This window comes from Psychrobacter sp. DD43 (assembly GCF_904846555.1).
GTDB classification, from domain to species: Bacteria; Pseudomonadota; Gammaproteobacteria; order Pseudomonadales; family Moraxellaceae; genus Psychrobacter; species Psychrobacter cryohalolentis.
In genome coordinates, this window is the sequence record NZ_CAJHBE010000003.1 from 115,751 (window position 1) to 130,961 (window position 15,211).

The window sequence follows — 15,211 nt, forward strand, 5'->3', positions numbered from 1 at the left end:
TAGCGATGCGAAAGTTAGGTGAGTTAGCATAATCAAGCAAGTTCAAACGCTAGGGCCGTCTATTTAGCTCTTGCCGAGCTTACTTGCTATATGTTTACTTACGCATCTACCGTTTGCACATCAGCAACCAATTGCTTGCCACACTTAATGATTAACCGCTGCATCACATGCATACGATACTCACGGCTGGCTCTCACATCGGTCATCGGCGAGACATCATTAGGTAGCCTTTGTGCTGCCTGCTCGAAACTGGCAACATTTACTGCTTGTCCAATTAGTGCCTGCTGACATTCTGCTGCCAATAAAGGTATCGCCGCCATGCCGCCAAGTCCAAATTTTGCATCTTGGATAGTCATGCCATCCGCTGACAAATCAAGTCGCGCAGCAAGCAAGCACGCTGAGATATCATCTTCGTAACGCTTACTAATCTTATGAATATAGAGATACTGATGATCTTGCATCAGCGGAATATGAACGGCAACCACGTAACTACCAGCACGTAGTTTGGTCTTTTTATAATCTAAAAAGAATTTAGATAAAGGAATGATTTCATCAATACTAGATACTTGATTTGAATAGACATTATTAACATTGATATTGTCAGTAGCGCTGTTACTAGCATTGTCAATAGCAGCACAATGACGCAGATGAATATGAGCATCTAATGCCAATAGAATGGGAGGCAAATCGCCAATCGGTGAAGCGTTAGCGACGTTACCGCCGATAGTGCCCATATTACGGATTTGCGGAGAAGCAATACGTTCAAACAAATTGGCAAACGCAGGGAAATGCTGTTCAAGCGCAGGCAACATGCTCTTATAGCTCATGCCAGCACCCAATACTAAAAACTCTACTTCGCTATCGCCTTTAGACTGCTCATCAGTATTTAAGCTTAACGCTTGTAGTGACCAAGATTTTAGCTCGTCAATCGCTGACAGTTGTACGATAATATCGTGATCAACCAAGTGTTGCGTCACACTCAAACCTAAGTCCGTACCACCTGCCCAAATGGTCGCTTTTGGATGGGCAGCGAGCACTTGATTGAGCTCAGCAACAGACTGTGGAATGAATAACTTACGTGACCCTTGAGTAAGCGCAGGCTCAATAGTGCCCATTTCGCTTGAAACGGTCTGTCTGCTATTTGCCATCGCATCTGTCGCTAAACTGATGGTCAAGTCTTTGGCGATCGTCTGATCAGCGTCGCGTTGTCTACCAATCTCACTCATTGCCAAACCAGCCTCGATAATCGGACGATAGCCTGTACAACGGCAAAGATTTCCACCAATTGAAGCCACGATATCATCGTAGCTCAAATCATCTTTAATGGTTCCTTTTGCGACTTGCAGACGATGATTCTCGTAGGTGCTGGCCAGCGTCATCACAAATCCAGGCGTACAAAACCCGCACTGCGAGCCATGGCATTCGACCATTGCTTGCTGCGCTGGGTGCAATAAAGCACGTTCTGGATGATGTTCAGGATTGTCCGCGATATAAGCTGACGTCATTATATGATGACCATCCATCAATGACAGTAGCGTGATACAGGCGTTAAGGGTATAAAAAGGCAAATCAGAAGAATCTTCACCACTGCTAGGTAAGCGCTGCGCCATCACCGTACAGGCTCCGCAGTCGCCACTGCCGCAGCCTTCTTTGGTATCAGTCTGGCGTTCGTGCAAGCGCAAATACTCAAGCACCGTGGTATTCGGATTGAGGTCAGTTAATTGCTTATATTGACCGTTCAAATAAAAATGAATCATAGCAATGCTCAGCTGTCAGAATAAAAGGAAGATAAAAAACTGCTTTATCTTTAATCGAATCATAAAATCTTAACAATCAGTATCTTAAAGGATAACTGCACACAAATGCGCTGCCCTTAAGTGAGTACTTAATTACCATGTTAATAAAATTTATACGATGATGATCATCATACCTACATCAATACTGAGAGTTATAACTGTATTGAATAAGCTGACTGCCTATCTGACTACTGACTTGCTCAGGCTTAATCTGTTTGCGGTTTGAACTTTTTAATTTACCTATAATGTATGAGCATCTTTAGTAAATACAAAAGCATTATCAAGGGTTTGGGTATCGTCTTAATGACGACTACTCTATCGGAAAATCGAGGAATATAAGCACCGTTAAAACATGCTTTCGAGGCTTAGCTTACGTCAACGTTCCGTGTTAAAGGGAGTTATTAACCATTTAGTGAATAATTGCTGACTAAACGGTTAACTTATATTATCACCATCTTTGTTTAACTTACAACTCAAAAAATACCTTATTTTGGTTGAAAAGCCAAGAAACTTCATTACTAAAGTGAGTATTTACTAAAACACCTACCTATCCTACCTCTAAATTTAAGCATAAAAAAACGACCAGAAATTACTCACCAAATATTTGGGAATAATGACTGATCGTCATTTTTACTATTCGAGCTATTTCTTTATTGGCAATAAGCTAATCTTTTAACTTCTTATGAGATTATTGGTTGCCTGTACTAAATTGTTGCTGTTACTTCTATGTGCCAAGCTCTAACAAGCTTGCATTTCCGCCAATGGCAGTGGTATTGATGGTCTTTACACGCTCAGTGACGAAGCGGTATAGATAATCAGGCGTTAGAATCTCTGATAAGCCGTCCATATCAGTGACGCTAATGACTTGCGTCAACATACCATCGGTCTTGGCAAGCTCTTGACTGACCGCTTGCACCTCTTGCCGATTACCAGAGACGGCAACTTGCGCAAGGCGATCGATGTATAAAAGCGTGACGGTTTGTGAGTCATTGGCGACACTCAGCACATCATCACTGATGCCACTCTCATAGAGGATTTTTGCCGCTTCAATGCACATCTCATCTTGGCTTGGGCAATGCAATATCACCTCATTACCCGTTAATAATGCTGCTAGCAATTGCCCAAGCACTGCCATAGCGCGAGCAGACTCGCCGCCAACAACCATCGTCTTACCGCGACCCGTCACGTACAAGTCATTTGACTCGCCCGTAGCCCCAGTCATACGGTGCTCTTCGTCAAGCATGGGTGCGGCGCTCAATAAATGATTGAACAGACGCTTTGCCTTATTGGCATCACCGGTCAATAATGCCAGTCTTGGTGCGGCTTCTTGCAGATAAGTGGCACGATTCACTGCGCCAAGCAAACGCCAAGTTTCACAAACTTGGCCATGATTTTTCTTGAATTCAGTCGCCATAGTGCTACTCCTTATGCGATTATTGTTTGAGTACTGGTTGCAGTGGTATTGTCTATCAGAGCCACTTGCTCATTAGCCAACTGCTCTGTCGTTAAGCTCATCAGACGGGCGACATAATGTGGACCACCTGCTTTGGGACCTGTGCCCGATAGACCGCAGCCACCGAACGGCTGTACGTTGACGACCGCGCCGATTTGGTTACGGTTGATATAAGTATTGCCGACAAAGGCTCGGCGCTCGATATGCTCTACTGTGTTTTCAATACGGCTATGGATGCCCAAGGTCAAACCAAAACCCGTCGCATTGATTGCATCAATCAGCTTATTTAGATCACGTGCTTCATAACGCAGTACATGCAAAATAGGACCAAAATGCTCTCCACCGATCACATCGATACTTTTTACTTCTATCGCCGTTGGCAATACAAACGTTGCTTGATCTTGACTGACCTCTGAGCTATCACTCATCGGTGTCTGCGCCAAAATCGTAGCCGTTGGCTCAGCGCGCATGCGTTCGATATGCGCTTCAAGTCCGCGCTTGGCATCAATATCAATCACAGGACCTACATCTGTAGTCGCATATAGCGGGTTGCCAACGATTAATTCAGCCATATTGCCTTGCAATAGCTCAATCAAATCATCTGCCATCTCTTCTTGTACACATAAGATACGACATGCTGAACAGCGCTGACCTGCTGAACCAAAGGCAGATAATACCGCATCTCTAACCACTTGCTCAGGCAATGCCGTTGAGTCCATAATCATGGCATTTTGTCCGCCAGTCTCGGCGATAAAGACAGGCAGCTCACCGCTGACTTGAGCATGGGCATTTAGGCTTTGGTTGATGCGCTGCGCCGTTTGGGTCGAACCTGTAAAGATAACACCTGCGATATTGTCCGCAGCAGTCAATGCAGCACCAACGTCGCCCGCGCCAATCACGAGTTGCAATGCTTCTACTGGCACGCCAGCTTGATACATAAGCTGCGCACCGAAATGAGCGATTAAGCTCGTCTGTTCGGCAGGTTTTGCCACTACGGTATTACCTGCAGCCAGTGCTGCAACTACTTGACCGGTATAAATAGCCAATGGAAAGTTCCATGGGCTGATACAAATAAAGGTGCCACGTGCTTTATAAACTTGACGCGACGGCTTGCCTGCCAAATCGGTAAACTCATAAATAACATCATCTAAACGCTCAGCTTCATCAGCATAAAAACGGCAAAAATCAACCGCTTCTTTGATTTCGTCAATGCTGTCTTGTAAGGTTTTACCTGCCTCAACTTGGCATAATGCCATCAGCTCTGCATAGTTTTCTTCATATAAGTCCGCTATTTTACGCAATATAGCCGCACGTTTAGTAGCAGCAACCGCTTGCCATTCGCCTTGTCCAGCGACTGCCGCCGCAATTGCTTGCTGTGCGATAGTAGCATTGGCATAGACGACTTCACCGGCAATGACTTCATGGTTCCAAGGCGCACATATAGCTTGCTTGTCAAGCTGATGAGTGTCGCCATCTACCGTATTGTCATTGACTGCGTGGCCATTAATAACCGAAGTCGCAGACCATGTTTTGTGTATATGCGTATCGATAGCTGCTTTAAACGGTATCCACTGCGATTCTACAAAGATATTGGGACCAAAGCTGGCACGGCGTGCGCCATAGATAGCTAACGGTAATGGAATATCTGGATTGTGTAGCGTTGCATTGGTTAATAGCTTGTCATACGGATGTACAGTTAGCTTGTCAATTGGATAAGACTTGTCTAATAACTGATGGACAAACGAGCTATTGGCACCGTTTTCGAGCAATCGACGTACCAAATACGGCAGCAGATCTTTATGAGCGCCAACCGGTGCATAGATACGCACAGGGATTTGATAAGCTTGTAAGATATGGTCATAAAGCGCATCACCCATACCATGCAAACGCTGGAACTCAAAGTCTCTGTGCGAGCTCATGGTCATGATTGAAGCAAGCGTGTGCGCATTGTGCGTTGCAAACTGTGGCCAAATAAGACCACGCAAATGCTCTGATAATAAGAAACGTGCGCAGGCAAGATAAGCGGTATCCGTCCCTTCTTTACGCGTCCAGACCGGATAGCCTGATAGACCTTTTTGCTGCGCCAACTTGATTTCTGTATCCCAATAAGCGCCCTTTACTAGACGTACAGGAATACGGTCGCCAACCTCAGTTGCCAAGCGTGCCAGCCAAGCCAAAATAGCAATTGCACGCTTTGAGTAACCTTGTACAACTAAACCAAGACCATCCCAATCCGCTGTTAGATTGTCGCGATATAAAGACTCAAATAGTTTTAGCGATATCTCAAGACGATCGGCTTCTTCGGCATCAATACTGATATCAACATTTACCTCACGCGCAGCTTCAATCAGTAACAAGCAGCGTTGACGCAACAGCCCCATGACTTGTTCTTCTTGGGTGGCTTCATAACGCGGATGCAATGCGGACAGCTTGATAGAAACTGATGGCTTCGGCATGCCCTCTTTAACTTTCACACTTGCGGTGGCTTTGATAGCATGCAAATAATCATTAAAGTATTTTTCAGCATCTTTATGAGTAATTGCCGCTTCACCCAACATATCAAATGAGTAGGTATAGCCTTTATTGCGATATGGCTGGCTATTTTTATTAGCGCCTTCAATCGTTTCGCCAAGTACAAACTGATGTCCCATGATACGCATGGCTTTTTGCATAGCACTACGAATAACAGGCTCACCCATCTTTTTGGTCATACGATCCAAAAATCCAGATGCCGTGGTATCACTATCGATGCTCACCACACGACCTGTCATCATCATGCCCCACGTTGAGGCATTGACCATAAAACCATTGTCATTTTTTAAATGTTTTTTCCAGTCAGCGACGCTCATCTTGTCATGAATCAGCGCATCAGCCGTATAATTGTCCGGCACACGAATCAAGGCTTCCGCCAAGCTCATGAGCAAAACACCTTCTTGGGTATCCAAGCTGTACTCAAGCAATAATGAGTCGACCATTTTTACCGCTTTACCATCATTGCGCACATGCTCAACCAGCTGACGTGTCTGCGTAGCTGCACTGTCACGCTCGGCATCTGTCGGTTTGGCAAGTGGCAATAACTGCGTCAACCAGCGCTCTTCATCTACGCTATATAAAGGCGATATACGCGCATGTAGCTCTGTTGATGACTGAGCAATATATTCTGGTGATAACAAATCAATAGGATTAAATAAAATCGGCTCTTGCGGGGTAAATTGCTCTACTGGGTTCATAACAACTCCATAACTTGAAAATCCATCATAAGTGATGCGCTGGGGCTTTTTAACATTGAAAATTTTTGATATTGAAACTTTTAAATATTGTGGCGCTAAAACAACGTCGTAAGGCTAAAGTATTGAAACGGTTTATCATCTACCCTATCGAAAACAGCAATCAATCACAATCAGCTATTAAGCAGTGTGAGTGATTCGGCTTTGATAACATACATAACAATGAACAGAACACACGACAATATTAAAAAACGAGAAAATCCAGCATAAGCTGGAAAAGGTCAAGTAGATCGTTTGACTGTGCAACGGACTACGTCAACAATACAAAGGCAACAACATAAAACTAAGCGGCATTAGTGCCTTCTTCTTGTTAGTAGTGAAAGGAGAGTGTTTGCAATATAAAGTGGCAATATGCAATGCTGATTCACTGATAAGAAAAACCTCTACGGCGTTGATTGAGGTGATGCGCTTAATATCCGCATATTACCATGAAATAAATTTTCAAACTAACAATATTATGCATTTTAGCCAATTATAATAGTGTTAAAAAACAAACAGTTATTAACGCATTCGCAAACGTGACGCTTTGGTTATAATTTCTGATTTACTATTTATGATTAATTGTTTTAGGAATCAAACAGTTGGCACGACTATCTTGAAACAATAGGAAAATTAAGCATAAAAAACCCTTCTTATCATTTAATAATAAGAAGGGCTTAAACTATATTTCTACAGCAATATCAACCTTGCTTAACATTGAGCGTTAGTCAATGTAAAAAGCTAGATAAAGACGATCTTGGCCAGTAATACTACTGTCAATATCCAAACCGGAATACTGATGTCAGAGAATTTACCAGCGACCACCTTGATGGCAGTAAAGGTGATAAAGCCAAGTGCAATACCGTCAGCGACAGAATAGGTCAAAGGCGTAAACAATAGTACGACCACCACTGGCGCCGCTTCTGTTAAGTCATTCCATTTGACATCTTTTAATGTCTCCATCATGAGTACTGCTACATAAAAAATAGCGCCTGCCGTCGCATATCCTGGAATCATACCAGCAAGTGGTGAAAAGAACACACTGAGTAAAAATAACACACCAACTGTCACTGCCATCAGTCCAGTACGACCACCTGATGCGATACCTGACACACTTTCGATGTAACTTGTCGTCGATGACGTGCCCAAGAAAGTACCAGCTACCGTTGCCGTCGAATCTGCTAGTAACGCTTTACCCATATTCGGGATTTTACCATCTTTACCAATCAAACCTGCCTGAGTGGTGGTTGCAATCAGCGTACCTGCTGTATCGAATAAATCAACGAATAAGAAAGCAAAGATAACACTAATCATCGCCACATCAAACGCGCCAGCAATATCAAGCTGCATTAGCGTTGGAGCAATAGGTGGCGGCGCTGAAATAATACCTGAAAACTGCGTATTTCCTGTGAGCAGACTGATAAGCGCGACTAGTAAAATACCAATAGTGACCGCACCTGGTACTTTTTTATGTGACAAACCCACGATGACAATAAAACCAAGGGCTGCCATCGCAGGTGAAAACGAGGTCATGTCACCAAGTCCCACCAGCGTCGCATCATTATTCACGATAACGCCTGCGGTTTGGAGCGCAATAAAGGCCAAAAATGCACCAATACCAGCGACAACACCTTGTTTAATACTGACCGGAATAGAATTAATAATAATTTCACGGATTTTAAACAAACTTAATAGGATAAAGATACAACCTGACAAAAATACTGCGCCAAGCGCCGTTTGCCACGCGTAGCCCATACCCAAAACCACGCCATAAGTAAAGAAGGCATTGAGTCCCATGCCAGGCGCTAGGGCCACTGGCAAGCGGGCATAAATCCCCATAATAAAACAACCAATAGCTGCGGCAAGACACGTGGCTACGAATACTGCGCCTTTATCCATACCGGCATCAGCAAGTACATTAGGGTTGACAAATATGATGTAAGCCATCGTTAAAAACGTGGTTACACCCGCTAAAATTTCTGTTTTGATCGTGGTGTTTTGACCATTGATTCCAAAATATCGTTCAATTGCGTTCATAGGAGTCGCTTCCAAATTGCAGTGAGTAAATTATCATTATCAAATGGTATTGATAAATGTCGCTTCCAAATTGCGACGATAAATGCCGCTTTTAACTCAAACATAAAAAATACACCTAAATTGCGACGATAAATGACGCTTCCAAATTGCGACTGTAAATGACGCTATAAACTACGGTTGGAGATGATGTTTTTAATCCTTTAGCCACACAAGATTTGCTAAAAATAAAACCGCTGTGAAAAATTACAGCAACAAATCATAACATTCTATGGAAATAAATAAATAATTTCAATGAATGCCATGAACTTGTCAGTAAAAGAGCAAAAAATAGTTGACCATATGGACAATATTATAAAATGATAGTGCTGTCACCATAAATTTTAGGAAAAAACTGCTCATTATGTAATTAACACATTATTAATGATATTTACCAAGATTAGCAGTACACTAGGGGGTTAATATGAGCACCCTATTTTTAATGACTATTATTAATTATCCATGAGTCCTTTACATGCCTGAATCCTTAAATATTATCGACCTTATTACTCAAGCGAGCCTGCTGGTTCAGATCGTGATGGCTCTATTGTTATTAGCATCGTTACTCAGTTGGGTGATTATTTTTCGTATGAGTGCGCGGCTTGGCACTGCCAGAAACTTTGACCAACAGTTCGAGGCGTGGTTTTGGTCGGGTGAAGATTTGGCAAAATTGTATCAAGGTATTCAGGGCTCACCTGAGCGCCAAGGTCTTGAGCAGATTTTCTATGTTGGCTTCTCTGAATACTTAAGAATGCACAAAAAACGTCAACCAAAAGATGACATTATCGATGGCGTTGAGCGTAAGCTTAGGGTGGGTCTTGGTCGTCAGCAGCTACTTTTGGAATCAGGACTTACAACGCTTGCCAGTATCGGCTCCGTTGCACCTTACGTCGGTCTGTTCGGCACTGTTTGGGGTATCATGAATGCCTTTTTGGGCTTGTCACAAAATGAACAAGCTACCCTAGCCGCTGTGGCACCAGGTATTGCAGAAGCATTGATTGCCACCGCTATGGGTTTGTTTGCCGCTATTCCTGCGGTATTGGCTTATAACCATTTTACCGCCAAATCTAGTCGATTATATGATTCACGTGCCTTATTCTGTGATGAGATGACGGGTATGCTACAGCGCGAAACCAGTAATGAAAGCCCGCAGCCTAGCACTCAAGTAAGCCAAGCCAACCAGGGCACTCAGGTGGCTGGTCTATGAAACAAAGTCCCTATCGCCGTGAGAAAAAAGCACTGAATGCGGAGATGAACGTTGTTCCTTATATCGACGTAATGCTCGTGCTGCTCGTGATATTTATGGTGACCGCGCCGATGCTGATTACTGGCGTCGATGTAGATTTGCCAAAAGAGCAAACCAACACCATGAGTCAAAGCCAGCTACCAGTCATTGTATCTCTGACCGGTAACGGCGAGATTTTTATCAGTTATGAGAGCAATGTTGACTTACCTGTTAGTGAGCCTGAGCTGATTGACACCCTCTCGACTTTGCAAAGTCAAAGCAGTGATGCCGGTGCGCAACCAGTACAAGTGATGATCAATGCCGACCAAAACAATCAATATGGCGCTATCATGACTTTGATGGCAACGTTGCAACAAGCTGGTATCCAGAAGGTTGGACTATTAACTGGCGCTCCATTGCCTACACCAGCAGTTTAATCATTTTATAATATTAAAAAACAGCCGTTTTGGTGTAGCCGGTTATAATAAAGCAGATAATCTGATGTAGCTTATCTTTTAGTATCACGTTTTTGAGTATCACTACCATGCACAAGGCTCCAACCGTTTATGTACCAACTGAACCCGAAGGCAATGGGCTAACCTTACCCACGCTGCTCAGTTTGCTGGCACATGGTCTTGTCATTGGTATACTTATCTATACCTACCAAAATATGGACGTTGAGACCGCAGGTAGTATTGAAACGACCATGGTATCTCCTGAACAGTTAGCCGAGATGCAAGGTCAAATTCTTGCCAATCGCGCCGCCGCAGCCAGTGCCATGCAAGCGGAAAACGGCTCAAGTAGTTCAGCTACGCCAACAGAAGCCTTTGATGGTAGCGTCAGCACTCCAAATCCTGCTCAACCAAACTCTCAGCAAGTGCCTGTCTTCACACGCTCGGATGAATCTGCTACTAGCCCGATGCTCATGAGTGAAGAGCAGCATCAACGCCTGCTTGAGCAAAACCAAGAGTATGAGCGCAGTATGGCTGAGTGGGCCGCGCGCTTAGACGAATCCGTCTTAGAAGAACATGACCAGATTGAAAAAGAAAGACGACAGCAGCTGATTGAAGAGCAAAAAAGGCTTGGAGATTTCCGCAATAAACAAAACAATCCTCCCAAGATTAAGCGCCCAACTGCTACCGACCGAAATATAGAAATCAATACGGGCGGCTCTAGTAGTTCAGGTCAAACCCTTAGTCTATCAAACGATGGGCAGTCAACTTTATCCGGTGATAGCACAACCTCAAGCCCTTCAAAAGGCAACAGCCGCTCAGCATCAGGTGGTAGTCGCGGTGCTAGTAATAGTGAAATCATTAATCTTATTAGACGTAACTATAACCCACCGACTGCAGCAAAGGGCTCAACCCAGCGTGCGACCCTCACAATTACGGTCAATGCCAGCGGTAATATCACCAATGTTACTGCGTCAGGACCTGATGAAGCTGTCAATGAAGCAGCAAAACAAGCCGTATTGAACACAGGCAGCTTACCAATCGATGCTGACGATCCCAAATACCCGACCTTTACTCTACAGTTTAAAGGTAGCAATTAATCAGTTGCTCATGTCTTATATTATTGATAACGTTACCTTAAACAGCTTGTACTGTAGAAGGGACTGCCTTATCTTTATGGCGGACTAATAACCTATAAAAATGATACTCATACTGTTTCAGGAGCTTAACTTACTCATGCACACTCATAAAAAACTACTCATATCATTACTTGCTAGCGCCTCAAGCTTACTTATCGCGCCAAGTGTGCTGGCAGCGCCTGTCGTTTTAGAATTGGATTACGAGATTCCTGTGCAACAGAATCAAGTGGCTTTTGTGCCTTTTGCTGGTGATAGCGTATTGTCACCTATCATTGTCAATGACTTGAGCAAAACTGAGCTCAAAGTTACCAGTCAGAATCTACCGCAGCAGCCACGCAGTAGCAGCGAGCTGGCAGGGACATTACCGGTATGGCAAAGTATGGGGATTCCTTATCTTGTCGTAGGTAGCACTCGCAGTAGCCGCGGTAAAGTGGTGACCGATTATGAAGTGATTGAGGTTAAAACAGGACGCGTGATCGAAGGCAAGCAGACTTTAACCGCTGATAACAATAAAGACAGCATGCGCTATGCCGGTCACGTCATCGCAGATAAAGTGTACGAGCTCATTACCGGCATTCCAGGGGACTTCTCAGGGCGTATTGCCTATATTGAAGAAATTGGTGCCGGAAAAGCAAAAGTCTCACGCTTAAAAGTCATGGATGCTGATGGCGAAAACGCCAAAACCATTACTGAGGTTTCAGGCTCTATCTTCTCTCCAGCATGGTCGCCCGATGGCAATCGTATCGCTTATTCAGTACAGCGAGATAAATCTTATCCTGTTATTTATGTGCAAAGCGTGAGCGGCGGCGGTGCAACGCCATTGACGCCTTTCCCTGGTAGCAACTTAAGTCCTTCGTTCTCGCCAGATGGCAGCAAAATACTGTTTTCGAGTAGTTTTGAAGGCAGTGCTGATATTTATGAGATGAGTGCCAGCGGCGGTCAACCAAGACGACTGACCAATTGGCCAAGCAGTGAAGTACAGCCAAGCTACGCCCCTGATGGCAGATCTTTTGTATTTGTATCTGATAAGACTGGATTTAATAAGCCGCAGATTTATCGTTATGAATTTGGTTCAGGGCGCACAACCAAAGTATCTAATAGTGGTTATGCGACCAGCCCACAATTTAGTAGCGATGGCACGCAAATTGCCTTTTTAAATGGGCGCTCAGCGGCTATTATGAACAGCGGCGGCGCGGTCACTGCTAATTTAGGCAATACTGGTATCGATGAAGCACCGAGCTTTTCACCAAATGGTAAGCGTGTCGTTTATGCATCAAAGCAAGGTGGTAAGGGCGTACTGACTATCAAATCACTAAACGGCGGCGAAGCCTTTGGTAAATCTGGGCAAGGTACGATTCGCTCACCTGTCTGGTCAGCCAGTCCCAGATAGGGCTAGAAATTCGTAATGTCTTAACCAAGAAAATCGCCCAATCATCGATTGGGCGATTTTTTATATGAGAGTAAATCGATTAGCTTTTATTCTAAGGAAACATTGTTCACAGCAACACTATTCACTTGGATCATAACCGGGCGGATTGGCATGTCTCAGCTTGGCCACGTCTTCAGCAGTCACTGTATCCGTGTAACCATTTAAGTCACTGACGACGTATTGAGTCACTGCCGCCATTTGCTCATCATTCATCATCATATGAAACGATGGCATCCCGCGGAAACCATTGATGAGTATATCAATGATGTAATATTTTGACTGCATTTTGCTATTGTTAGCCAGTGGCGGATAATAGCCTGCACCATAAGCGCCCTCGCCTTTATGCATATGACAGCCAGCACAGGAGTCATGATAGAGCTTTTTGCCATCGGTCGTAATAAAGGCATTGGATCCTTCAAACTTTGCTTCCCACTCGCTAATAATAGGGTCATTTTCCATATTGGGCAGTGAGCTGTCATCAACAACATTGATAGGCTGCGCTTTTAGCTCGTCACGGCTCATATAGACAGCGCCCCAGCTGCCTGTATTGCGACTTGCTTGATAGTCAACCGTTTGCTCAGCATCGTGTTTACTGGCTATCGTCTCTACATCGCCTACTTTTTGACTACAGCCTAATAATGCGCTGCTGCTTAACAGCATGATCATCAGCATCTTAGGTGTCATGCTTTTCATGATAGTTATTTTCATGATGATAGTGTTCATGATAGCCTCTGAATTTATAATAATTGTCTCTATTTTCGGCGCAATTAACCCAGCATTTTTGCTTTTTTATGCAAGCGTTTAGCTGCATCCATGCCAGATAATATAGCCCCTTCCTGCCACGCAGGAATATGAGAGCAATGCTCACCTGTCAGCACAATACGGTTGTCTATACTGCATAGGTTATCGTAATGCTGCTCACGACTCGACTCACTCCAAATACCGTAACAGCCGAGTGTCCAAGGAATACGGTGCCAGACGACAGATGTTCCGGCGCGGAATTCTTTCGGATACTGCGGATGGATATACTTACCGTAGGCAAGCGCCACATTGATACGCTCTTGCGGTGTTAGAGTATTAAATTTATAAGAAGTCGCGCCAAAACCATAGGCACCAAGCAATACACCTGAGCCATCTTTAAACATATTTTCTGACGGATAAGCAATTTGGGTAATAGGCATATTGGTATAGGTTAAACCGCCATAAATCCACTCATCTTCTTCCCAGAAGCGGCGATTAAATTCCAAACCTACTTTATAGGAAGTGTCATAAGGAACCGCTGCCATCGCCTGTTTCATTGGTTTTGAGACATTGATATCGAGCTGGGTTAATACGGTTAAAGGTATATTGCAGACACACCAGTCTGCCCGGATGGTTTTGGTTGCACCATCGGGACTATTACTGTCCACATAGTCGACTGTAACGCCGGTATCATCTTGATGAATCTTAGTGACTTTGGCATTAAATTCAATCATATCGCGACATTCGCGGGTGAAAGCATCACCGATTTTACCCATACCACCAACTGGCTGAAACATGGTCGGCTGATGTCCATAGGTCATGTGATTGCTATAAATATCTCCCCACATGCCTGAATCTAGTATCTCACTGATTGGTAATGGCTTTGACGGCTTTTCATTTGGCATCAAACCGCCACCTGGGAACACACTAAAGCCACGATGTTTGGTAGTCTCATTACTGGCGCGATAGCGATAGTCTTTATCAAGCACGCCCCAGCCTTTTAGCCCTTCTAGAAGCTTCTCTTTGTCCTCAGTATTGACTGAGCGATCCAGACCACCCACGTTTACTGACTTCGATAGCAGCTCCGCCACATGACCTTGAATGTCATTTTTGATGTCACCCAAACGCTGTGGTACGCCATTGAAATGATTAGTACGATGCAAATAAGCACGGTCATTGGTTTGTATAAAGGGTTGCATCTCAACACCGAACTGTTTGCAATAATGAAAGACGGCATAGTGGTGGCTTGGCAAACGCCATGGTCCACCATTGAAATAATTGCCTTCTTCAAAATCACAAGTGACCTCTTCGCCGCCAAGCTCAGTATATTTATCACCGCTGTTCAGTGTCCAACTACGACCGCCACCACGATTTTGAAACTCAAGCACTTTGACATCGTAGCCCGCTTTTCGCAGCTCATAGGCGGCAGTAAGACCACCAAGACCAGCACCAAGAATGACAATGCTCGCGCCAGCAGGTGCGCCTTTAAGATCCATTGCTTCTTTAAAACTGGACTCTGAAGCAAACCCCAAGGTCGTCATTGCTTGATACATGGCGGTCGCGCCCGCTGTTTTACCAATCATTGAAAGCAATTGACGGCGCGTAGGTGATTGAAGCATGTCTTTCATAATAATATC

General features: G+C 44.2%; 10 protein-coding genes. 4 read left to right on the forward strand and 6 right to left on the reverse strand.

Annotation, left to right across the window (positions count from 1 at the left end):
• Positions 1 to 98: 98 nt before the first annotated feature.
• From JMX89_RS02525 to JMX89_RS02540, 4 genes are all read right to left on the reverse strand, one after another.
• Positions 99 to 1,757: a xanthine dehydrogenase small subunit gene (locus JMX89_RS02525; protein WP_201550764.1), complete on the reverse strand. Its 1,659-nt coding sequence runs from the start codon at positions 1,755 to 1,757 to the stop codon at positions 99 to 101.
• A gap of 763 nt (positions 1,758 to 2,520) precedes the next feature.
• Positions 2,521 to 3,210 (reverse strand): 1-pyrroline-5-carboxylate dehydrogenase, encoded by a 690-nt coding sequence (locus tag JMX89_RS02530; protein ID WP_201550766.1) that lies wholly within the window; start codon positions 3,208 to 3,210, stop codon positions 2,521 to 2,523.
• A gap of 11 nt (positions 3,211 to 3,221) precedes the next feature.
• Positions 3,222 to 6,479, reverse strand: a complete 3,258-nt coding sequence (gene putA / locus JMX89_RS02535; RefSeq protein ID WP_201550768.1) for a bifunctional proline dehydrogenase/L-glutamate gamma-semialdehyde dehydrogenase PutA — start codon at positions 6,477 to 6,479, stop codon at positions 3,222 to 3,224.
• Between the two features lie 777 nt (positions 6,480 to 7,256).
• Entirely contained in the window at positions 7,257 to 8,552 is a 1,296-nt protein-coding gene (locus tag JMX89_RS02540) for an NCS2 family permease (protein WP_201550770.1), read from the reverse strand.
• Between the two features lie 511 nt (positions 8,553 to 9,063).
• Between JMX89_RS02540 and tolQ the strand changes: the two genes are divergently transcribed.
• The 4 genes from tolQ to JMX89_RS02560 all read left to right on the forward strand — a co-directional run bounded on the left by tolQ (position 9,064) and on the right by JMX89_RS02560 (position 12,794).
• On the forward strand, positions 9,064 to 9,795 hold the full coding sequence (gene tolQ, locus JMX89_RS02545; RefSeq protein WP_201531354.1) for a protein TolQ: 732 nt from the start codon (positions 9,064 to 9,066) through the stop codon (positions 9,793 to 9,795).
• On the forward strand, positions 9,792 to 10,250 hold the full coding sequence (gene tolR, locus JMX89_RS02550; RefSeq protein WP_133104210.1) for a protein TolR: 459 nt from the start codon (positions 9,792 to 9,794) through the stop codon (positions 10,248 to 10,250). The genes tolQ and tolR overlap by 4 nt, the downstream gene beginning before the upstream one ends.
• A gap of 92 nt (positions 10,251 to 10,342) precedes the next feature.
• Positions 10,343 to 11,365, forward strand: coding sequence for a cell envelope integrity protein TolA (locus JMX89_RS02555; RefSeq protein ID WP_227672983.1), 1,023 nt, complete (start codon positions 10,343 to 10,345; stop codon positions 11,363 to 11,365).
• A gap of 136 nt (positions 11,366 to 11,501) precedes the next feature.
• Complete coding sequence (locus tag JMX89_RS02560) at positions 11,502 to 12,794, forward strand: PD40 domain-containing protein (RefSeq protein ID WP_201550773.1); 1,293 nt, start codon at positions 11,502 to 11,504, stop codon at positions 12,792 to 12,794.
• 117 nt (positions 12,795 to 12,911) lie between these two features.
• On the opposite strand, the gene JMX89_RS02565 is transcribed toward JMX89_RS02560, so the two are convergent.
• Both JMX89_RS02565 and JMX89_RS02570 read right to left on the reverse strand, forming a co-directional pair.
• On the reverse strand, positions 12,912 to 13,556 hold the full coding sequence (locus JMX89_RS02565) for a c-type cytochrome (protein WP_201550775.1): 645 nt from the start codon (positions 13,554 to 13,556) through the stop codon (positions 12,912 to 12,914).
• 44 nt (positions 13,557 to 13,600) lie between these two features.
• Positions 13,601 to 15,202: a flavin monoamine oxidase family protein gene (locus tag JMX89_RS02570; protein WP_201550777.1), complete on the reverse strand. Its 1,602-nt coding sequence runs from the start codon at positions 15,200 to 15,202 to the stop codon at positions 13,601 to 13,603.
• Positions 15,203 to 15,211: the final 9 nt, after the last annotated feature.

Coding starts and splice junctions, on each gene's coding strand:
- JMX89_RS02530 (WP_201550766.1), bottom strand. CDS start 3,210: ATGGCGACTGAATTCAAGAAAAATCATGGCCAAGTTTGTGAAACTTGG.
- putA (WP_201550768.1), bottom strand. CDS start 6,479: ATGAACCCAGTAGAGCAATTTACCCCGCAAGAGCCGATTTTATTTAAT.
- JMX89_RS02565 (WP_201550775.1), bottom strand. CDS start 13,556: ATGAACACTATCATCATGAAAATAACTATCATGAAAAGCATGACACCT.
- JMX89_RS02540 (WP_201550770.1), bottom strand. CDS start 8,552: ATGAACGCAATTGAACGATATTTTGGAATCAATGGTCAAAACACCACG.
- JMX89_RS02570 (WP_201550777.1), bottom strand. CDS start 15,202: ATGAAAGACATGCTTCAATCACCTACGCGCCGTCAATTGCTTTCAATG.
- tolQ (WP_201531354.1), top strand. CDS start 9,064: ATGCCTGAATCCTTAAATATTATCGACCTTATTACTCAAGCGAGCCTG.
- JMX89_RS02525 (WP_201550764.1), bottom strand. CDS start 1,757: ATGATTCATTTTTATTTGAACGGTCAATATAAGCAATTAACTGACCTC.
- JMX89_RS02560 (WP_201550773.1), top strand. CDS start 11,502: ATGCACACTCATAAAAAACTACTCATATCATTACTTGCTAGCGCCTCA.
- tolR (WP_133104210.1), top strand. CDS start 9,792: ATGAAACAAAGTCCCTATCGCCGTGAGAAAAAAGCACTGAATGCGGAG.